At 72.7% G+C, this 20801-nt stretch carries 13 protein-coding genes, 1 tRNA gene and 1 riboswitch; of the genes, 4 read left to right on the forward strand and 10 right to left on the reverse strand.

All coding sequences use genetic code 11. The features are described from left to right. Positions 1 to 11: 11 nt before the first annotated feature. From NQO67_RS39035 to NQO67_RS39055, 5 genes are all read right to left on the reverse strand, one after another. Positions 12 to 1049 carry a M23 family metallopeptidase gene (locus NQO67_RS39035; RefSeq protein WP_255955308.1) on the reverse strand — a complete coding sequence of 346 codons (1038 nt, stop codon included), beginning with the start codon at positions 1047 to 1049 and terminating at the stop codon, positions 12 to 14. A gap of 858 nt (positions 1050 to 1907) precedes the next feature. Then, a riboswitch (cyclic di-AMP (ydaO/yuaA leader) is annotated at positions 1908 to 2069 on the reverse strand. A 267-nt stretch (positions 2070 to 2336) separates the two neighbouring features. Continuing rightward, positions 2337 to 3824, reverse strand: a complete 1488-nt coding sequence (locus NQO67_RS44450; RefSeq protein ID WP_255955248.1) for a PP2C family protein-serine/threonine phosphatase — start codon at positions 3822 to 3824, stop codon at positions 2337 to 2339. 217 nt (positions 3825 to 4041) lie between these two features. Next, positions 4042 to 4115, reverse strand: a tRNA-Met gene (locus NQO67_RS39045). Positions 4116 to 4733: 618 nt separating this feature from the next. Beyond that, positions 4734 to 6326: an aromatic amino acid ammonia-lyase gene (locus NQO67_RS39050; RefSeq protein WP_255955250.1), complete on the reverse strand. Its 1593-nt coding sequence runs from the start codon at positions 6324 to 6326 to the stop codon at positions 4734 to 4736. Between the two features lie 190 nt (positions 6327 to 6516). Then, complete coding sequence (locus NQO67_RS39055; protein ID WP_255955251.1) at positions 6517 to 7470, reverse strand: ABC transporter substrate-binding protein; 954 nt, start codon at positions 7468 to 7470, stop codon at positions 6517 to 6519. A 906-nt stretch (positions 7471 to 8376) separates the two neighbouring features. Between NQO67_RS39055 and NQO67_RS39060 the strand changes: the two genes are divergently transcribed. The 4 genes from NQO67_RS39060 (at position 8377) to NQO67_RS39075 (ending at position 12829) form a co-directional block, all read left to right on the forward strand. After that, positions 8377 to 11199: an ATP-binding protein gene (locus NQO67_RS39060; protein WP_255955252.1), complete on the forward strand. Its 2823-nt coding sequence runs from the start codon at positions 8377 to 8379 to the stop codon at positions 11197 to 11199. A 50-nt stretch (positions 11200 to 11249) separates the two neighbouring features. Then, positions 11250 to 11675, forward strand: a complete 426-nt coding sequence (locus NQO67_RS39065) for a roadblock/LC7 domain-containing protein (RefSeq protein ID WP_255955309.1) — start codon at positions 11250 to 11252, stop codon at positions 11673 to 11675. 73 nt (positions 11676 to 11748) lie between these two features. Continuing rightward, the gene (locus tag NQO67_RS39070; RefSeq protein ID WP_255955253.1) at positions 11749 to 12237 is read left to right on the forward strand and encodes a DUF742 domain-containing protein; all 489 of its coding nucleotides are present in this window, start codon (positions 11749 to 11751) and stop codon (positions 12235 to 12237) included. After that, the gene (locus NQO67_RS39075; RefSeq protein ID WP_255955254.1) at positions 12188 to 12829 is read left to right on the forward strand and encodes a GTP-binding protein; all 642 of its coding nucleotides are present in this window, start codon (positions 12188 to 12190) and stop codon (positions 12827 to 12829) included. The genes NQO67_RS39070 and NQO67_RS39075 overlap by 50 nt, the downstream gene beginning before the upstream one ends. Positions 12830 to 12941: 112 nt before the next feature. Here the strand turns inward: NQO67_RS39075 and NQO67_RS39080 are convergent, their stop codons facing one another. From NQO67_RS39080 to NQO67_RS39100, 5 genes are all read right to left on the reverse strand, one after another. Further along, positions 12942 to 13589 carry an ABC transporter permease gene (locus NQO67_RS39080; protein WP_305126821.1) on the reverse strand — a complete coding sequence of 216 codons (648 nt, stop codon included), beginning with the start codon at positions 13587 to 13589 and terminating at the stop codon, positions 12942 to 12944. A gap of 14 nt (positions 13590 to 13603) precedes the next feature. Continuing rightward, entirely contained in the window at positions 13604 to 14350 is a 747-nt protein-coding gene (locus tag NQO67_RS39085; RefSeq protein WP_255955257.1) for an ABC transporter permease, read from the reverse strand. After that, positions 14347 to 15681 carry an ABC transporter ATP-binding protein gene (locus NQO67_RS39090; protein WP_445195119.1) on the reverse strand — a complete coding sequence of 445 codons (1335 nt, stop codon included), beginning with the start codon at positions 15679 to 15681 and terminating at the stop codon, positions 14347 to 14349. Before NQO67_RS39090 ends, NQO67_RS39085 begins: the two co-directional genes overlap by 4 nt. Before the next feature lie 479 nt (positions 15682 to 16160). Then, the gene (locus tag NQO67_RS39095; RefSeq protein ID WP_255955259.1) at positions 16161 to 19367 is read right to left on the reverse strand and encodes a tetratricopeptide repeat protein; all 3207 of its coding nucleotides are present in this window, start codon (positions 19365 to 19367) and stop codon (positions 16161 to 16163) included. A gap of 124 nt (positions 19368 to 19491) precedes the next feature. Further along, positions 19492 to 20688, reverse strand: coding sequence for a zinc-binding dehydrogenase (locus tag NQO67_RS39100; protein ID WP_255955260.1), 1197 nt, complete (start codon positions 20686 to 20688; stop codon positions 19492 to 19494). Between the last annotated feature and the right edge of the window lie 113 nt (positions 20689 to 20801).

Raw genomic sequence — 20801 nt, forward strand, 5'->3', positions numbered from 1 at the left:
AGGGCCCTGTCTCAGGGCTGGATGCCCTTGCTCTGCAACCAGGCCAGCGGGTCGCTGGCGGCACCGCCGCCGAGGTGGACCTCCAGGTGGAGGTGCGGCCCGGTGACGTTGCCGGTGGCGCCGACGCGGCCGATGACCTGGCCGGTGGTGACCTTCTGCCCGACGCTGACGCTGATCGACGACTGGTGGCAGAACCACAGCTCGGTGCCGTCGCTGAGTTCGAGGACCGTGCGGTAGCCGTACGCGCCGGACCAGCCGGCCTCCTTGACGGTGCCGCTGTGGACGGCCTTGATGGGGGTGCCGGTGGGGGCGGCGAAGTCGAGGCCGGTGTGGTAGCCGGATGACCACATGGCGCCGGGGTCGCCGAAGTGCGAGGTGAGCGTGTACGAGGAGACGGGGAGGGAGAAGCTCTTGGCCAGCTTGGCGAGCCGCTCGGCCTCCGCCTTGCGCTTGGCGGCCTCTTCAGCCTTCTTCTTCTCGGCGTCGGCCTTCTTCTTGGCCGCCGCCTGCTGCTGGTCGGCCTCGTCGGCGGCCTTCTTGACCGCGGCGTCCTCGGCGGACTGCGCGGTGGCCTGTGCGGCCTGGTCCTGCTGCTGTTCGGCCTGCTGGAGGATGCGGTCGCGCAGGGCCTCACCCGGGTCGGTGGTGCCGTGCTTGACGTCGTCGGCGGTGACGCCGGCGCTGGTGAGGGGGGTGGACGCGGTGCTGGACTTGGGCGTGTCACCGGCGAGCAGATGGCCCACGACGGGGATGGACGACGCGGCTTCGGGCAGCTTGTCGGTCACCGACGACAGGTCGGGCACGGAGATGTGCACCGGCGGCTTGCCGCCCTGCGCGGAGGCCATGCCGCCCGCGCCGACGGCTGCGATCACGCCGACGCCCAGCACGGTGGAGCTGCGCGCGAGACCGCCGCGCTTCATGACACGGTGCCGGCCGCGGACCGGGCGGACGGAGTCGGCCGTGGGGTTCCATTCCCCTTCCCCGGTGTCGTCCGCCTCCTGGTCCCACTCCTCGACGGCACCGTTCGGGCCCGCGTCGACGGCGGCCATGTCCCACATGGTGGTGTCCGTCATGGTGGGGTCCGGGTCCGCATCGGCGGCCACGTGCCCGTGCGGCTCCGCGCCCACGGTCGCGAAGGTCCCGGTGCGCCACTCGCCGGTGGCGTCGATCCCCTGGTCAGCGACCCGGCCGTGCTCCCACGTGCCCGTGTCAGCCGTGCCGGTGGCCCGCACGCTGTCCCAACCTGCGGTGTCCCACTGGCCGGTGTCCCACTGACCCGTGTGCCACTGCCCGGTGTCCTGCCCGCCCTGCTGCTCGGCATGAGCGGTGTGAGCGGTGTGAGTCGTAGGAGCAGTGTGAGTGGTGTGAGTGGTCTGAGTGGTGTATTCGATGCGGCCGGTGTCCCACTGGCCCGTGTGCGTGTCGCGTCTCGCTCGCCAGTCGTCAGCGACTGCGTCCGTCGTCCGCCAGGAGCCGGTGGCCGCCGGATCGGCCTGCTGAGGGCCCATGGCCTGCGAGAACCGCCACTCGCCGGTCGTCTCCGAGGCCGCCGCCGCGCGCTGCCGGGCACCGGAGACATCCCACTGGCCCGTGGCCTGCGGCTGCTGCCAGGAGTCGGACGGGTGCCCCAGGGCCTGCTCCGCGGTGGTGTCGGCGAAGTCCGCGGTGGGTGCCGGAGCGGTCCAGTGCGGCGGCCAGTCCGCGGACTGCGCGGCACGCGGGGCGGGCGCGGTGGGGTGCGGCAGGCCGGTGGTGGCGTATCCCGGCTGGGTGCGTGCGTAGCCACCGGGCGTGGCGCCGAAGCGCAGGTCATCGACGTTGCTGTACACCGCGGGGTACTCCCCGTCGGTGCCGGTGGTCGCTCGGGGGCCCCTCGGGCCGGGCCGGTTGGACGCCACGGAGGCGTGCTCCTTTCCTTCCTTCGCCTACCGGGTTAGCTGACGGGTTCGGAGCAGGAAGGTCTCCTACGGGCGGGCGCGCCGCGCGCATCTCGCGCGGGCACACACATGCCCGATTCACCCCACTTGGTGGTTCCCCGGTTCCCTGACGGGATTCGGCGCGCGCGCACGGAGCCGCCTCGTATGACGGCTAGGACGACCGCGCTGCGTTATCGAACGTTAATAGGGGACGCCACAGATTTCCAAGCAGTTCCAACAGATCGTTCACGTCTTCGGCATGGACTTAACGGGACACGAATGGGCGTAACCGGATGAGTTGACCATGGATTTGACGCTTTCCAAATTCTGACGGTGTGTCAGTTGTTATGCGGAGGGGGATCATCCGATCACCATGAGTGACTGCTTCGTTGCGCCGGCGCAGAAGCGGGACGGCGGCGCTCAGGGGCGGCGCACCGCGAGCAGCGCAAGGTCGTCGGTGGCGCCGTCGGCGGTGTGCCGGCGCACCTCTGCGGTGAGGAAGTCCAGCAGGTGGCGTGGATCGTCGAACCTGCGACCGCGCAGTCCTGCCACCGGGTCGTAGAAGACGCCGTTGCGGTCGCGGGCCTCGGTGAGGCCGTCCGTGAAGAGCAGCAGCGTGGTGCCGGGCGGGAAGGGCATCTCACGTGAGCGGTCGGGCCAGGTGCCGAGGTCGGTCATCCCGAGCGGCAGTGCGGCCTCGGATCCGGCCGCTTCGCCCACCCGGCCGTCCGGGTGCAGCAGCAGCGGTGGAGGGTGCCCGCGGTTGACGATCCGTACGGTGTCGTGGCCGTGCGGCACTTCAGCGAGCACGGCCGTCGCGAACTCCTCCGCGAACTCCGTACCGAAGTCCTCGCTCACCGGACGCGGCAGGTCTTCGCGGGCGAGCGCGTGGTCGAGCCGCTGCGCCACCGCCTCCAGGCTGCTCTCGTGTTCGGCGGCCTCCCGGAAGGCACCGATGACGATGGCCACGGCGGACACCGCCTCCATCCCCTTGCCGCGTACGTCACCGACGACCAGCCGTACGCCGTGCGCGCTGTCCTGGGCCGCGTAGAAGTCTCCGCCGATGAACGCGCCGGCCTGCGCGGCCTCGTAGCGGGTCGCCACGTCAAGGCCGGCCTGGCGCGGTGCCGGCTCGGGCAGCACGGCGCGCTGGGCGGCCGCGGCGATCTCGCGCGCCGAGGCGAGCAGCACGTTGCTGCGGCTCACCACGCGGCTGGTGACGGCCGCGACCAGGCCCACCATGAAGCAGGTGATCAGCGTGGTGACGCCTCGGGCGCTGTCGACGGTGGACCGCTCCAGATGGCGTGTCGCCACGGCGACGATGGAGAGGGCGGCGATGACGAGGACCGTGCGCACCGAGTAGAACGGTGCGGCGATCACCGGCGCTGCGACGAAGACCGGCAGGCCGCTGAACTGCTGGGGGGTCAGGACGTCGTAGATCACGCCGACGGCGAGCAGCACCCAGGGCGCGGCGCGCAGCGCGGCCCTGGTCCGCCTCAGCCGCCGTCCCGTCACCGGCCCGACGGCGCGCACCTCCTGCCCGACCACGGCGACGTCCGCGCCGTGCGGGGCCGGCTGCGGTGCCGCTTCGACGGAGGCGGCGGGGGGCCGCGTGGGGGTTTCGGGCGGGGGACGGAGCCGGAGGTACCGGATCGGGCCCGGGGAGTCGGGCCCGCCGGGTGGATCGTCGGCGCCTGGGTCCTGGGCGGGCGCGCGGGGGTCCTCGGCGGGCCCGTGGGGGTCCTCGGCGCGCCCGTGGGGACCCTGGGCGGGCCCGCGTGGGTCCTGGGCGGGCGTATGGCTGCTGGTTGCGCCGCCGTCGGGCGGTGTGCCGCCGGCGGGATCGCCGCCGGGCGGCTCGTGGTCGCGGCGGTGCGCCTCGCCCCCGCCGGCTCCTGCCTGCCGCACCACGTGTCTCCTGCCGCTGCCGCGCCATCACCACACCGCTCCAGCCTGAGAGGGGCGGTCGCCTCCGGCGACTCGGCGGCGGCCGATCGGGCGAGAGGAAGGACCTGGACGGGTTGGGCGGAAGGATAGCGGATAGCGGATAGCGGAGGGACTGAATTGAAGAGAGAACGCGACGAAGGGCCGGGACCACGAATGGTCCCGGCCCTTCGGCCTTCAGTAGCGGGGACAGGATTTGAACCTGCGACCTCTGGGTTATGAGCCCAGCGAGCTACCGAGCTGCTCCACCCCGCGTCGGTGATTCCAGTGTACGGCATTCTGCGGGCTCGTCGCGCCACCCCCGGGAACACCCGACTGCCCCGTGGGAAACATCGGGCGCCCGACCGTCGGACTCTCGCCACCGCACTTTCCCCATCGCCCCCACCGCTCCACTGCGGTCCATACCTGGCGCGCGCCCCGTGTGAAGCCCGCGCACGCGCTCGTATGTCACGCACGCTCCCCGTGCACGGGGCGGCGCGATGGACTGGGCACAGTCCGTACGGACCGTGGCACACGCGCGGAAACAGGGCCGCCCGCACACTTCCCCGCCCGCGCCGGGCGGCCCCACCGACCGGCAGGTGGACAGTCCTTTCACCTGACCGGGGCCCGGGTGCCCCGGCGCCGAACTCATCCGTGGGCGTGGCCGCGCGATCCACGTCCATCGGTGCCGGGCACCGCGGAGCCGGCACGCCCCCGGCCGCGAGCGGGACGGCAGGGCTCCCTGGGTCCGGGGGGACCGGGAGCCCCGCGGTGCGGGGCGAGAACCGGCGGGGTCCGGATCCCTCACCCACGCCCCGGGCCCCGTCGGGTGCCGCGCGCGCCGGCCTCGTCGAGCACCGTCCGCGCCCCTGCGTGCCCGCCCCACCAGGGCGTCTACAGCCCCGCGAGGTCGTCGAGCACCGCCGCGGCCGTGGCGACGTCGCCGGTGAGGGGGCGGTCGGTCATGTCGGGGTCGAGGGCGGCCGCGGCGTGGGCGTAGGCCTGGCCGGCCGGCACCGCGGGGTCGGGCGGGCCGCCGCGCAGCCGCAGGGCGCGTACCGCGGCCACCAGCTCGCAGGCCAGCACGAGCCGGTAGGCGTCGACGACACGGAGCGCCTTGCGGGCCGCCTGGGTGGCGAAGCTCGCGCCCTCCTCGACGCCCTGCGAGAGCACCGCGTGGGCGAGGGAGGCGGGCGCTGCGGCGGCGTGCACCTCGGCCAGGGCCGAGTTGGCGCTGTACTCAAGGATCATGATCCCGGAGCCCGCGGTGGTGCCGTCGGTGAGGAAGGACGGCAGCCCGGTGAGGTCGGCCCGGCCGAGCGCCCCGATCCGGGCGGCGGAGAGCCGGGCGGTCTGGAGGACGGCCAGGCAGAGCTGGTCGAGCTGGAGCGTGAGGGGCGCCGCGAAGAAGCCGCCGTGGTGGTAGGCGGCGGGAGTGCCGTCCGGCCCGTCCAGGCTGATCAGCGGGTTCTCGGCGGCGGCGTTGAGCTCCACGGAGAGCACCCGGTCCAGACCGGCGCAGGCCTCCAGGGCCGGGCCGTGCACCTGCGGGAAGCAGCGGAACGCGAACGGGTCCTGCACCCGCCCGGCCGGCGGTCCCGGGCGGTCGGGGGCGCCGATCAACCGCCGGATCTCCGCGGCGATGTGCACCGAGCCCAGGTGGGGGCGTGCCGCGTGCACCGGCGCTGCGTAGGCCTCCGACGAGCCCTGCGCGGCGAGCAGCGACAGCGCGCTGACGACGTGCGAGGCGCGCAGCAGCCGGCCGAGGTCGTGGCAGATCAGTGCGGCCTGGCCGAGCGTGAGGGCGTTGCTGCTGAGCAGGGCGAGCGCGTCGCCGCGCTCCAGCGGGACGGGGTCGGGCGGCTCGCGCCGGCGGTGACCGCCCTCCGGACGGTCTTCGGTGCCGGCCGCGGCGGCGGCCGTGTCCGGTGGGACCATGACGACCGCCTCCGGCAGGTGGTCGTCGTACAACCAGGGCAGCCGGCCGATCAGGGTGAGGCCGAGCTGGGCCAGCGCCGTGAGGTCCCCGGTGCCCACCGCGCCGTACTCGTGGGCCTGGGGGTGGAAACGTGACCGCAGCGCCTCGGCGAGGGTCAGCACGATGGCGGGGCGCAGGCCCGAGCCGCCGGCCAGCAGCTGGTTGACCCGCACCGCCAGCATGGCGCGGACCTGGCGGGTCGGCAGCGGGGCGCCGATGCCGCCGGCGTGGCTGCCGAGCAGCCGCAGGTCATGGCCGTCCGCGTCCTGGGGTGTGACGTCCACGGTGCGATGGGCGCCGACGCCGGTGCTGCGCCCGTAGACGCGGCCGGTCTCGACCAGCTGGTGGGCGGCCCGCCAGCTGGCCTCCATCCGGGTCAGCGCCGCCGGATCGACGCGGGGCCGCGCCTGGGCGTCGGCGAGCAGGGTGACGCCGGCGGCGTCGAGCGTCCGGCCGTCGAGCAGGACGGTGTCGCGGGGGGCCGCGCGTTCGGCCGGGGTGGTCAGCATGAGCCGCCTCCTGGGACGGGAAACGGGGATCGGAACCGCCCTGGTGGGGGCGGGCGCGGTGCCACTTTCCTCCGCCCACCCTGCGGGCTGCGGAAACGACCGTCCGCAGCGGCCGGCGCACGGGGCGCGTGACCGCTGCGGACGGTGGGTGGCCTGGACGTCAGGCCGGAGTTCGTGCGGGTCGTGCGCCTCAGACGAGGTGCTTGGAGGCCAGCCAGGCCTTGGCCACGTCCAGCGGGTCCTTGTGGTCGTTCTGCACCTGCGCGCCCAGCTTCAGCAGGGTCTCGGTGTCCAGCGCGGCGGAGACCGCGTTGCAGGCGGCGACGCCCGCCTTGGGCAGGCCGGGCCGGTAGACCAGGGGGGTCACGTTGTCGAAGCTGAACAGCTGCTTGGGATCCTGGAGGATGAGGAAGTCGTTCTTGGCGATGTTCGGGTCGGTGGTGAAGATGTTGCCGGCCTGGACGTTGTTGGCCTTCAGGGCCGCCGTGGTGAGCGGGCCGCCCGCGTCGAGCGCCTTGAAGGACTTGAACTCCACGCCGTAGAGGTCCTTGATGCCTTCGAGGCCGGTGTAGCGGGTTTCGAACTCGGGTGAGCCGCCGACGACGAGGTTGTCCTTGGCGATGCTCTTGAGGTCGCCGATCGTGGACTTGGCGGTGAGGTGGTACTTCTTGGCGGTGCCCGCGTTGACGGCCACCGCGTCCTTGTCCTCGGCCTTGGACGGCTGGAGGAGCTCCAACTTCGGGTCGAGCTTCGCGCCGATGGCCTTGCTGGCCTCGGCCACGGTCTTCGGCTTGGCCGTCTTGTCGAGGTAGGCCAGCAGCGAGCCGTTGTACTCGGGCAGCACCGTGATCGAGCCGTTCTTGATCAGACCGTAGGTGGTCTCGCGGCTGCCGATGTTGGGCTTGTACTGGATCTTGACGCCCTTGGCCTTCATGGCCTCGCCGTAGATGTCACCCAGCAGGATGCTCTCGGAGAAGTTCTGGGACCCGACGACGACGGTGCCGCCCTTGGCCGTGTCGCCCTTCAACGGGTCCGAGCCGGAGTCGTCGGACGAGCCACAGCCGGAAAGGGCCGCCGTCAGGGCGCTCGTCAGAACGACCACCGAGGTCGTGAGGGTGCGCTTGCTGCTCTTGGTTCCGATCACGGTTTCCCAATCCAGGCTGATAAGTCTGCGGCGACGTGCCTCCCCGTGGCCGTACGGGCCGCTGGTGCGCCGGTGCGGCATGGCACGACGTGTGCCGACGATCCAACGAGAGCGCGAAGCCCTAGTCAAGGTCGTTCTGGTTGCAATCGGGCACCGACCGAGCCAGGAACGGGGCTCGGGGTCGGCCCTGAATTCGGCGGGAATTCGCCCCCCGGCGGGCGTCCGACCATCGCCCGGCGGGCTCCTATGCCACGGGCAAGAGCGAATTGACGCCCCGACAGGAATCCTCACAGCCCACACACAGGACCCGGTCCCGGACCGCCGGCGGCCGTCCGCGCGGCTCCTCGGAAGATGCCCAGGCAGGGCGACTCTGCCTCACCACCACCGCGTGGCCTGGAACGCGTACGCCCGGGCGGACCCGCTACGCCGTTCCACCACCCCTTCGCAGGATCTTGACAAACATGTGATACGACGTGCCGCTGTTTGTGGTCACTTCTTGCCCGATTCCCAGGCGAAGGAGTTTCACAGGTCGCTAATCTGCTTCCGCACCGTCATGTCCCGATTCCAACTACCGCCCCACACAGTCCCTTCCGTACCAGCCCTCACACCTGCCCCATAACCGGTATCAGCCCTTCCCCTGCCGGCCCGAAGATGTCCGACCGCGCCACCCGCGGAGCCCGCACCCGGCTCCGTCGTACGCCAACATTCCACTGAACCCCCTTACGTCCTACTCTCCCCGTCGATTCCGCTCCGTCCCATATCCGACTACTATCCGCTCCCCGTCGCCGCTCTGCCCGCTCTCCGTCGCCCGCGTGTCGTGGCCGTGGTGCGCAGTCCGGCACCGTGTGCGTCGCCCCAGCCCGTAGCAACTCGCCCGACCACAGCAAGCGCTGCCAAGGAGGCCCGGTGCCCTCGCACAGGAAGGATCGCCCGCACACCGGCGCGGCGGGGACCTCACCCGCACCGCGCGAGGAGTTCGGGGCCTTTCTCGACCGCTGGCCCTTCCGACGCAAGCTGGACGTCCTGGTCTTCGTACCGGTCCTGGTGATCGCGGCCATGCTGTGCTTCGTCGCCTACCTCCAGGTCGAGCAGGCCCGGTCGGCGGCCGCCACCGCCCAGCTGGTGCGCGACAGCGAGCAGGTCGCCAAGCTCATCAACGGCCTGCAGATCGAGCACCGCCAGGCCCTGCTGGTCTCGCTGCACTACGAGGCCCTCGGCACCGGCGCCAGCTCCGCGCCGGACACCGCCGCCTACCACACCTCCCAGGTCACCGTGGACCAGCAGGTGGGCGCGGTCCGCAAGGTATTCGGCGACCGGCTGCCCGAGCTGGAGGAGCAGGCGCTGCACGAGGTCGAGGCCCTGGACATGCTGCGCAGCAGCATCGAGACGGGCCCGTTCGCCGCGGACAACATCGACCCCGCCTACGACGACGCCGTCGCCGACCTGATCAACGGGCTCGGGATGAACGGCACCGAGGCGGGCACCGGGACCGCCGGCACGCTCCTCGACGCGCTGCTGCGCGCGGACGCCGCACACGCGTCCTTCGAGACCGCCGTGTTCGCGGCCCGGACCGGCGATGCGAACGCGCTCATCGAGTTCAGGACATCGGTCGGCGCGAACTCGCAGTACAACTACCAGATCGAGCGGTTCCGCCGGTACGCCACGGAGGAGCAGGGCGACGAGATCGCCGGGATCGACCCCGGCCAGCAGAGCATCGTCAGCCAGCACTACGCCCAGCTCGCAGTCGACCCCAGCGGCCTGCCCGCCGACACGGCCGAAGAGGTGCGCACCGACCTCAAGAAGTCCCTGGCGGACGTCAGCGTCTACGACCAGCAGTCGGCCCAGCGGCTGAGCATCACCGGATCGCTGATCGGGCAGATCGCCTCGGACACCCAGCAGGCCTCGCAGCAGGCCTGGTTCCGGGCCGCCGGGCTGCTGCTCGTCGCCGTGCTGGGGTTCGCCGCCTGGCTGCTGTTCTCGGTGCTGGCCCGCCGTTCCGTGCTGCGCACGGTGCGGGCGCTGACCAGCGCAGCGCAGGAGGTGGCGGACGCCACCGGGCAGGAACTGGCCAGGGTCGCCGACGACGACTCGGCGGACACCGGCCCGCCGCGGCTCACCGCCGTGCCGGTACCGGTGCGCGACGAGATCGGCGAGCTGGCCGAGGCGTTCAACCAGGTGCAGGTCACGGCGACCGCGCTGCTGGAACGCCAGGTGCTCAGCCGCCGCAACATCGCGGAGATGTTCGGCAACGTCGGCCGCCGGGTGAGCAACCTCACCGCGCGCCAGCTCGCCCTGATCGACTCGGTCGAACGCGGCGAGACCGACGCGGAGACGCTGGAGCAGCTCTACCGCATCGACCACATCGCGGTACGGCTGCAACGCAACGCGGACAGCCTGATGCTGCTCGCCGGGATCCGCGAGACCGGCCTGGAGGGCGGTCCGGCCCGGCTGAGCAACGTGGTGCGGGCTGCGCTCGGCCAGATCGAGGCCTACCAGCGGGTCACCCCGCGGGCCGAAGGCGATGTGACCGTCTCGCCGGACGTCGTCGGCGACCTGACCCTGATGCTCGCCGAACTGCTGGAGAACGCCGTGACGTTCTCGCCCGCGAGCACCCATGTCGAGCTGATGCTGCGGTCCGGGACGGGCCCGCAGGCCAGCAGCGGGTTGCGGGCGGACGGTGCCGCCGTGGAGATCGTCGACCACGGTCTGGGGATGAGCACCGAGCGGCTGGAGGAGGAGAACGCCCGGCTGGTGCGGCGCGAACGGCTGGACGTGGTGCCGACGAAGGTGCTCGGTCTTTTCGTCGTCGGCGTGCTCTCCCGGCGCTGGGGCATCCAGGTCACCCTCTCGCGCACGCCCGGCGGCGGTGTGACCGCCAGGGTCGTCATCCCCTCGGTGCACCTGCTGCCGCTGCACGCGGCCGGCTCGCCGACGCCCCGCCCGGCCACGCCCACCGACCGGAGTGCCGGCTCGCCGCAGCCGTCCCTCATCAAGCCCCCCGAGGAGGGCGGCAGCGGGCTGCCGCGCCGGGTGCCGGCCAGGAGGTCGCAGCAGGAGCCGGGCGACGACGGGTTCCCCGACGAGGCACAGCCCGCGGAGCCCGGCCGGGCACGACGGCCGGGGCCCGCCTGGGCGCTGAGCGACGAGGCCGATCCGTTCGGGCCGGACGGGCCGGACGGGCCGGGACCGGCGGGCCCGGCGGGACCGATCGGCCGGAACCAGCTGACCGGGCCGGATGAGCCGAAGGTCTCGGACGGGCCGCCGCGCGTCGCCGGGTCCGGGGCCCGTGCGCGGGTCCCGGGCGCCACGTCCCCGCGGCCGTTGCGGCGGCGGGTGCGCGGGGCGACGCTGGCGGCGACCACCGCGGCCAGGATGCAGACGCCGAAGCCCGAGGCACCGCTGGAGGGCACGGGGACCTGGCGGTACCGGGACGCGGACGCGGCCCGTGACGAGCTGGACGAGTTCGAGGCCGCGGTGGCACGCGCACACCGTGACAGCGCGCAGCAGCTCTTCGCGCCGGTGGACGAGTCCGCCGACGACGCGGCCACGCCCCCGCAGGCCCCGTCGCGCGCCCCCTACGCGCCACCGGCGTCCGATCCCCCCGTGCCGCCGTTAGCGGACCCGCCGCGGACGCCGCACGGGCACCGGGCGATCCGGCCGCCGGCTCCGGCGGCGCACGACACCACACGGACCTCACCATCGTCATCCTCAGAAGGGGCAGGCCAGTGACCAGCTGGACGAACGGCTCGCGACCCGAGACCGCCGAGCCGCAGGAGGACATGCGCGCCGCGGTATCCGACTTCAACTGGCTGCTGCGCCGGTTCGCCAACGAGACCGCCGGCGTGGTGGACGCGATCGGCGTCTCCTCGGACGGGCTGCTGATCGCGGTGTCCCAGCCGGGCGAGCCGGCCCACTCGGAGCGGCTGGCGGCGATCGTCTCCGGCATCACCAGCCTCGCCATGGGCGCGTCGGGCAACTACGGTCTGGGCGGGCTCAACAAGGTCATCATCGACCTGGAGGGCGGCCACCTGATCGTGTCGGCGATCGGTGCGGGGGCGGTGCTCGGCGTGGTGGCCTCGAAGGAGGCGAAGCTCGGCAACATCGCGTACGAGATGACCCTCTTCGCCAATCGCGCGGGCACCGTGCTCAGCCCACAGCTGATCATGGAACTGAAGAACACCGTGGGCAGCACGCCCGCGAACTGACCCGCGCGCTCTGGATCGCACCCGAAACACCGAACGGCACGGCGAGTGGCGCCGGTCGAGGAAGGGGCCAACGATGACGGCCGGTGACCCACCAGCCGAGCATGCGACGGGCGCCGCCCTGGGCCCGGAGACGGCCGTCGGTCCGGACCCGGACCCCGCCGCCGACCCGGGCACGGAGGCGGTGCTGCCCGCGTCGGCGGTCCGTCCGTTCCTCCTCACGTCCGGGCGGGTGGCCGGGGCGGACAGCCTGGTGCCGCCGATACCCGTGGAGGCGCAGGTGGTGGCGACCAGAGAGGGAATGGCGGCGCTGGACACCTTCGCGTTCGAGCACCGCGATATCGTCGCCGTCTGCTCTGAGCCGCAGTCGGTGGCGGAGATCGCCGCGAAGCTGCGTCTGCACCTCAACGTGATCCGCGTGCTGGCCGACGACCTGCGTGCCGACGGGCAGTTGGCGCTGTACCTGCCGCAAGGCAACACCGCGCGTGATGCTTCTGTCTTGAGAAGGGTGATCGATGGACTCCGCGCCGTTCCCGACTCCAGGGAGGCACTCCGTGACCGCTGACGCCACAGCACCGGGCGCAGCCGGCTCCGAGGACGTTGCCACGCGTCCGCCGTTGCCCGTCAAGATGGTGATCGCCGGCGGCTTCGGCGTGGGCAAGACGACGACGGTCGCGTCGATCTCCGAGATCGAGCCGCTCACCACCGAGGCGTCGATCACCTCGGTCGCCGCCGGCGTGGACGACCTCAGCCACACCCCGCAGAAGACCACCACGACCGTGGCCATGGACTTCGGCTGCGTCACGCTCGACCCGACGCTGAAGCTGTACCTGTTCGGCACGCCAGGACAGGAGAGATTCGGCTTCATGTGGGACGACCTGATGGAGGGCGCGCTGGGCGGTCTGGTGATCGTCGACACCCGGCGGCTCGACGACTGCTACGCCGCCGTCGACTACTTCGAGCACCGCGACATCCCGTTCGCCGTCGCGGTGAACGCCTTCGACGGCCAGCTGGAGCACGACCTCCAGGACATCCGCTGGGCCCTGGACGTCCGGGAGAACGTGCCGGTGACCGTCTTCGACGCGCGGGAGCGCGGGTCGGTGCGGGACGCGCTGCTGGTCGTCCTGGAGCATGCGCTGGCGCGCGCGACGAGCTGACGGGCCGGCCCACGTACCGCCCGGGCCGACCCTGCCGGGCCGAGCCGTACGTGAGCCGATCCGTTCCCTGGCCGGAGCCCCGCTCTCGTGGCACCCCGTCGCGGCCGGCGTGTCAGCGCCGCCGGACCCCCGGCGAGACCAGCGCACGCCCCGCCACCCAGAACAGTCCGAGGACGAGCAGCGCAAGGACCGCCACCAGGGCGGCGCCGCCCACCACCTTCTCGTAGTCGCGCTGGTAGAGGCCGTCCACGATGTACCGGCCGACCCCGCCCAGGCTCACGTACGCCGCGATCGTCGCCGTCGACACGATCTGGATCGCCGCCGACCGCAGCCCGCTGAGTATCAACGGCAGCGCGACGGGAAGCTCCACCTGGAAGAGGATCTTCGCCGGGTGCATCCCCATGCCGCGTGCCGCGTCCACGGGTGACGCGTCCACGGTGCGCACCGCCTCGTACGTGGTCACCAGGATGGGCGGGATGGCCAGCACCACCAGCGGGATCATCGCCGGCCAGGTGCTCAGTCCGAGCCAGACGAACAGCAGCACCAGCAGGCCGAAGCTGGGCAGCGCCCGCCCCGCCGTGGCCACCAGCGCCACCGCGTTGCCACCGCGCCCGGTGTGCCCGGTGACAAGACCGATCGGCAGCGCGATCAGGGCGGCGATGCCCAACGCGGCCGACGCGTACTCGATGTGCTCCAGCACCCGCTGCGGGATGCCGTCGTACCCGTGCCAGTGCGCCGTGTCGGAGAAGAAGGACTGCATGAAGTGGAAGACGGTCACGGCACACGCTCCAGGGCCGGGGCGGAATCCTCGCCGGCAGGCTGCGTGCCGGAGCGGGCGGCCGAGCCGGCGGCCCGGCGGGCGGCGCGTGCCGCGGCCTTGGCGCCACGCGGCTGCCACGGCGTCAGCAGCCGCCTGACCAGCACCAGCACGGCGTCCATGAGCATCGCCAGCACGGCCGTGGTGACCACGGACGACACCGCCAGGATGGGCCGGTGGTAGAACATCGCGTCGGCGAGCAGGTTGCCCAGCGCGCCCTGGTTGCCGATCAGGGTGCCGACGCTGACGAGGCTGATGCTGGACACCGTGGCCACCCGCAACCCCGCGATGATGGCCGGAACGGCGATCGGCAACTGCACCGTCAGATAGCGACGCACCGTGCCTATCCCCATGGCGACGGCGGCGGCGTTGGTCTCCTCGGGCACCGACCGCACCCCGTCGACGATCGCCGGCACCAGCACCACCAGGCTGTACAGGGCCAGCGGGATCATCACGGTGGTCTCGCTCTGCCCCGTGTAGTCGATCAGGACCACGAAGAAGGCCAGCGACGGGATCGCGTACAGCACGGTGGTGATCCACAGGACCGGTGGATAGATCCAGCGGAAGCGCACGCACAGCTGGCCGATCGGCAGCGCCAGCAGCAGCCCGATCAGCACCGGGATCAGCGCCTCCTCCAGATGCCAGCCGACCAGTCCCAGATAGCTGTGCTGGAGGTCGCTGGGCATGTCGAAGAAGCCGTTCACGTGGCGGCTCCCGCGCCCCGGCCGGCGTCCCGACCGGTGTCCTGCTCGCCGTCCCGGGCCGCGTCCTGGCCGGTCGCGGCCTCGTCCGCCTGGCCGCCTTCCTCGCTTGACGGGCCCGCCTTGGTGCCCTTGCCCGGCTGGCTCGGCTTGCCCGTCGCGTTACCGGTCGTCTTGCCGGTGCCGCCCGTGGCGGCCGTCCGTGCCTTGCCGGCCTGGTAGGCGGCGCCCGCCTTCGCCTTGAGGTCCCGCTCGGCGTGCGCGCCGCGGATCGCCGCGGCGATGGTCTCCTGGGAGGCGACGCCCACCACGCTGCCGGTCCGGTCCACGGCGACGGCCCATCCGACGGGGGAGAGCACCGCGCAGTCCAGGGCGACACGCAGCGAGTCCCGGCCGAACTCGAAGGTCTGCCCGAACGGGGCGAGCTTCTTCACCCCGTCGGTCCAGTCGGCCGGCTTCGCCCAGCCGAGCGGCTTGCCGTCCTCGTCGGTGACCAGGACGTACGGCGTGTCCGGGTTGGCGCGGGCGGCCACCTGCTTGGCGGTGGCGTCGACCGCGACGACCGGACCCGGGGTGAGGTTGAGACCCGTGGAGGTGAAGAACGACAGGCCGCGGATGCCCCGGTCGGCGCCGAGGAAGTCGGCGACGAACTCGTCGGCGGGCGCCGACAGCAGCTCGTCGGGCGGTGCGAACTGGGCGAGCTTGCCGCCGGTGCGCAGCACGGCGACCTGGTCGCCCAGGCGAATGGCCTCGTCGATGTCGTGGGTCACGAAGACGATCGCCTTGCCCAGCTCGGACTGGATGCGCAGCAGCTCCTCCTGGAGCCCGCGGCGCACCACGGGGTCGACCGCGGAGAACGGCTCGTCCATCAGCAGCACCGGCGGGTCGGCCGCGAGCGCCCTGGCCACCCCGACGCGCTGCTGCTGGCCGCCGGAGAGCTGGTACGGGTAGCGCCGCGCCATCGACGCGTCCAGGCCGACCCGTTCCATCAGCTCGCTCGCCCGCCGCCGGGCCCGCTGCTTGGACCAGCCGAGCAGCCGCGGCACGGTGGCGATGTTGTCCAGGATGTTCCGGTGCTGGAACAGCCCCGCGTTCTGGATCACGTAGCCCATGGAGCGGCGCAGCGCGTTGACCGGCTCCTTGAGGACGTTCTTGCCGTCGAGCAGGATGCGTCCGCTGCTCGGCTCGATCATGCGGTTGATCATCCGCAGCGTCGTGGTCTTTCCGCAGCCGGACGGGCCCACCAACACGGTGATCGACCGATCGGGAATCTCCAACGACAACCTGTCGACGGCCACCGTGCCGTCCGGATATCGCTTGCTGACATCTTCGATGACTATCAAGGCGCCGAACACCCTTCGGGTCTTGAGCTTCAGCCGGCGTGTCCTGGCCGGACCTGGCGTGGTGGGTTCGTCGTGGGGTGGGTGGGGTTGGTGGGTTCGTCGTGGGGGTGGTCGGTGGTCGGTAGCGGGTGGCGAGGTGGTGGGGCGGGTTGGTCGTGTGACGGGTGGGGCTGGTGGTGCGGTGCGTGTCGTGCGTGTCGTGCGTCTTGATGGTGCGGGTGGTGGTGGGCTTGGTGTGGTGGGTCCTGGCTGGTGCGGTGGCTGCGCGGTTACCGACGTGTGTGCCGTTTCCGGCGTGGGCACGCAGCACGTGCCGTGCGGTGCGTGGTGCCGGGTGCACGGCCGATTCCTGCGGGTCGCGGGGTCACCGGTGGTGGGGCTACGCGGCGATGGGCAACCACGAGTGGGCAAGTGTAGGACCCGTGCGGTGCAGCACCGGTCCGCAGGGGGTGTCCGGGCGCGTCGGCGGTCTACCCGGCCGACCCGCGCTGCTCGACGAGGGCGGCGGCCCGCGTCACCGCAGCCGTGAACGCCCTGCGTGACGCCTGCGCGCCGGGCGCCTTGCCCAGCAGGTTCAACCAGATGGCGTGTGTCGTCATCAGCGTCTCCCGCCAGTGCTCCTGGTGGGTGGCGATGCGCTCCCAGCGGTCGGTGGCCTCCTCGATGACGGCCAGGGCGCGTGGCAGGTCGCCCACGTCGGCGTGGCACTGGGCCTGGTTGACCAGGGCCTGCGGCAGGTTGGGGCGGAGTGGATCGGGGTGCTCGGCGTACTGTCTGCGCAACTCCTCGACCGCCTCGTTGATCTTGGCCAGGGCGGCGTGGTGCATGCCGGCCCTGCTGTAGTTGTTGGCCAGGTTCATCTGCACGGTGGGAAACCGCGCCGCGGCCTCCTTCTGGCCCATGGCGGCCGCCTTGCGGCAGTGCCGCTCGGCCTGCTCCGAGGCGTGGACGGCGTCCTTCACGCGCCGCAGCTTCTTCAGGGCCATGGCGCGCACCATGTACGCCTCGGTCAGCGTGCGTTCGGCCGCCCCCGGGTCCTGCTTGTGGGCTCGGTGGATTTGTCGGACGACGGTGTCGGCGATGTCGAGTGCTTCGTCGGCTGCGACATGCGCCCCCTGGTTGATCCGTGCGCCGATCAGGTCCCAGGTGTATCTGGCGGGATCCTCAGCGGCCAGTTCGGTGAAGAGCCGCACCGCCTCGGCGGCTGCCGCACCGGCGTCCTCGTCCTGGGCCGACCTCAGTCCGTCCGCCAGCGCACGGCTCAGCTCCGCCTCCCTGTCGAGCAGCCGCTCGGGCAGCGCCCGGAACCGCTGGAGCGCCTCCCTGGCCATCGCGATCTTCAACGGTGCCGTGCGGCCGACGTGGGGATGCTCCACGGTGGCGGTGTACAGGATGTCGTCGTCGGCCACCCGGGGTACCGCCGGCAGCAGCACGTCGACGAGCAGGTGCGGGGAGTCCACGTACGGTGCCGCCACCGTGGCGGCCAGGAAGACGTCGTCCCCGGCGTGGGAGAAGACGGTGTGCAGCACCACGGCGGCGGCCTCCTGATGCACCGCCGCCCGGGCCAACGTGGTCACCAGGCGCAGGGCCTGGTCCTTACGGGCCTCCCGGGCCAGGGCGGCGACCAGGTCCCGCTGTGCCTCGAGGGTGCGCGTGACGAAGTACTCGCCCAGCAGGTCCGGCTGTAGCCCGTTGAGCCAGTCCTCACCGGGGTGCAGGTCATGCACCCAGTCGGCGTACCGGCCGCGCGTTCTGCGGTGCTCGCCTTCCAGGTCCGGCAGCAGCGCCAGCACCTCCAGGGCTTCCTCGCGGCCGGCGGCGCCGCAGCAGGTGGCCGCCGCCATCACCGCGTCCAGCAGCCGGGCCCCGGTGTCGGGCAGCTCGGCCGCGCGCGCCGAGTCGGCCCAGTACCGGCGCTCGTGCACGAGCACGCGGGCGGCCGGGTCACGGTAGGCGGCGTTCTGGGGTGGCCCGGCGGCGGGTGGGCGTTCGCCTTCTGGTCGTTGGCCCTCGCCTTGGTGGTCGAGTTCTGATCGTTCGCCTTCGGCTCGCTCGTCGAGTTGTGATCGTTCGCCTTCGGCTTGGTGGTCGAGCAGCAGGGCGAGCGCCGTCATGTGCAGGGTGAGCACGGAGGCGTACCGCGGTTCGGAGAGGTCGGCCGCGGGAGGCAGCCCCTCGGTGCGGTACCCGCCCCGGGCGGCGAACTCGGTGAGGGCGCGCCGGAACTCGGCCTGCCGCTCCTCGGGCCGCGGGAACAACGGCGGCAACGCGTACTCCGCATCCGGGGCCAGCACCGCGAGCTGGTCCGGCAGCCTCAGCAGCAGGTTCGACCACCATTCGCCGGGCCCCCTGGCCAGCAGCAGCACCCGTACCCGTGCCCCCGCCTGCCGGGGCCGGGCGGCCAGCTCAAGCAGGCCCGTGAGCTCCTGGTTCGGTATCGCCTCCGCGTAGTCGACCACCAGCAGCACGTCGCGTGCCGCACCCAGCAGCCGCGCGAAGGCGTCCTGGTCGTGGTGGGTGCGCAAGCGTCCCGCTGTCCAGCCGTGCTCGGTCATCCGGCTGATGAGCCGCTGCGCGAGCCGGGTCTTGCCCTGCCCGCCGGGGCCGTGACAGAGCCGCAGCCCGACCGGATCGGGCGTCCGGCACCACTCGGTGAGCGCCGCCACCTCGTCGGTACGCCCTTGGAAGGGCACCACCTCGTAGTCGCTGCGGAGCAGGAAACTCGGTGGCGGTGGCGGCCGGTCGGGCAGTACGGCCGGCTCGGTGAAGACGCCGGCAGCGGACACCGGCACGAGGACCGACGGCACCGCGTCCTCCAGGACAGGCGGTGCGCCCAGGGCGGCGGCGAGGCCGGTCGCGCCTTCCGGGTCGGCGGTCAGCGCGGTGATCGGGACCGCGGTCAGCTGATCGCCGCGGTACGCGGATGCCCGGTCCGTGCAGAGGACGCCGATGAGCAGCGGTCCGCAGAACACCGCGGCGCCCGAGCTGCCGGCCCACCCTGACGCCCACGCTGGCGCCCGCCGTCCGCGGTCCTCGGCGGCCGGCAGGGGGCGGAGGCCCGGGGCGGTCGGTGACGGTGACGGTGGCGGTGTCGGTCTCGGTGTCGGTACGGCGCTGTCGTCGACGTGCAGTGCGAGCAGGCCGGACTTCAGCCCGGTGAGGGTTTCCAGGTGTCCGCGGATCTCCTTGCTGTCCCGGACGCGGTCCGGCCGCTGTTCGGCGTCGGGGAAGCCGACGGCCAGGAACGGGAGACGGTGGGGGGCGGCGCCGCGGACCGCGCCGGCCTGCCCGACCGGCGGCACGGGCTCCTGCCCGACGGTCGGGACCCGCCCCCACCGGACGGGGGCGAGGACGGGCGGCTGCCAGGCGGGGTCGGTGATACGGATGAGGGCGATGTCGGGGGCCGCACGTAACGGGATGACCTCCGCAGCGCACCACCGGTCGTCGCCCAGCCGTCTGACCTCGATGCGCGCCGCGGCCGTGCCCGCCATGGCCCTGCCCGCCATGGCCGTGCCCGCCGTGTCCATGCCCCTCGTGGCCGTGCCCCCCGTGGCCGCGTCGCCGGCGGCCCGGACGGCGTGCCCAACGGTCAGCACGGCTCGATCGCCGACGAGGTACCCCGTCGCGGCCCGTCCCGCCCCCGCGGACCAGACCTCCATGACGCGCCCGATGTCCATGAAGCCTTCCCCCGTGCCTCACCATCGACGGCCGCGGCGCCCTGCGAGAAGCGCGCCCTGTCCGTTCCAAGAACGCGCCGAGCAGACGTTCCGGTTCCCAGCCGGCGGCTGCACCCGGCGGCCGTCAGCTCACCAGCACCGCCTTCATCACCGTGCCCTCCGCCACCGCCGCCGTCGCCCGCTCGTGCTCGTCCAGCGGGAACGTGGTCACCAGGCTCGCCAGGTCGAAGCGGGCGACGAGCGCGGGCAGCAGGCGTACGTACTCCACCAGGTGGGCGCCGCTGAAGGCCCAGGAACCGATGACGTCGAGCTGGCGGTGGACGATCTGGTGCGGGTTCAGAAGGGTGTCGCCGGCGTCCGTGTACTGCCCGATCACCAGGTAGGAGCCGCCCCGGCGGGCCAGCCTGAGCCCCTGGGCGACGGCGGCCGGCACGCCCGCGCACTCGATGACGAGGTCGGCGCCGTCACCGCCGGCGGCTTCCCGTGCCTCGTCGAGCACAGCGCCGGGGTCGTCGGCCTCCGCGATGTTCAGGTGCACGTCGCCGATGCCCGCCGCTGCGGCCTGCCGCAGCCGCCCGGCGGGACCGCCCACGACGACCACCTTGCCGGCGCCGGAGAGCTGGGCGAACGCCGCAGCCGCGAGGCCCACAGGACCGCTGCCCTGCACCACCACGGTCTCCCCCAGGCGCACCGGGCGGCGTTCGTACAGTGCGTGGACCACGGTCGGCCCGGCGCACGCCAGCGCCATGGCGGCCAGCGGGTCGAGGCCCTCGGCGGTGCGCACCACGGTGGTGCCGGGTTGCAGGACGATGTGGTCGGCCCAGGAGCCGGAGAGGGCGGGGCCGTCCGTGAGGGAACGGTTCACGCCGTAGGTGCGGCGGTTCTCGCAGAGCGTGGGCTCGCGGTGCAGCCGGCACGGTGGACAGGTCCCGCAGGCGATCGACGACGCCCACATCACCGTGTCCCCGACGGCCAGCGGCGCACCCGTGGCGTCCACGGCGGACGCCGGCCCGTCGCCCGCCGGCGCGTCCCCCAGCGCCCGCAGCGTGCCGAGCCCTTCGTGCCCCAGCACCAGCGGGGTGGGCACCGCCAGATGCCCCTGCTGGAGGTGCAGATCCGTTCCGCAGACGCCCCCGTACCCGCAGGCCACGACGGCCCCGCCGGCCGGGGCCGGCGGGATCGGGAACTCCCGCACCACCGAGGGCCGCCCGACCTCCTCGAGGACCACGGCACGGCCGATGCCTTCGGGCCGTTCTGCGGGGGCGGGGGCGGAGGCGGACGCGGCGGCGGAGGTGGCGGAGGTGGCGGGCTGAGGGTTCATGGGGGTGATGGTCTCAGAGCACCCGACGGCGGATCGTCGGATGACCGACGGCGCATCGTCGGAGGACCGTCGGCAAAACGACGGCAGACGATGCGGGTGACTGCGACAGACTG

This window comes from Streptomyces odontomachi (assembly GCF_024435355.1).
Lineage (GTDB): Bacteria > Actinomycetota > Actinomycetes > Streptomycetales > Streptomycetaceae > Streptomyces > Streptomyces odontomachi.

Coding starts and splice junctions, on each gene's coding strand:
- NQO67_RS39065 (WP_255955309.1), top strand. CDS start 11,250: ATGCGCGCCGCGGTATCCGACTTCAACTGGCTGCTGCGCCGGTTCGCC.
- NQO67_RS39100 (WP_255955260.1), bottom strand. CDS start 20,688: ATGAACCCTCAGCCCGCCACCTCCGCCACCTCCGCCGCCGCGTCCGCC.
- NQO67_RS39075 (WP_255955254.1), top strand. CDS start 12,188: ATGGACTCCGCGCCGTTCCCGACTCCAGGGAGGCACTCCGTGACCGCT.
- NQO67_RS39070 (WP_255955253.1), top strand. CDS start 11,749: ATGACGGCCGGTGACCCACCAGCCGAGCATGCGACGGGCGCCGCCCTG.
- NQO67_RS39095 (WP_255955259.1), bottom strand. CDS start 19,367: ATGGACATCGGGCGCGTCATGGAGGTCTGGTCCGCGGGGGCGGGACGG.
- NQO67_RS39050 (WP_255955250.1), bottom strand. CDS start 6,326: ATGCTGACCACCCCGGCCGAACGCGCGGCCCCCCGCGACACCGTCCTG.
- NQO67_RS39080 (WP_305126821.1), bottom strand. CDS start 13,589: ATGCAGTCCTTCTTCTCCGACACGGCGCACTGGCACGGGTACGACGGC.
- NQO67_RS39035 (WP_255955308.1), bottom strand. CDS start 1,049: ATGGCCGCCGTCGACGCGGGCCCGAACGGTGCCGTCGAGGAGTGGGAC.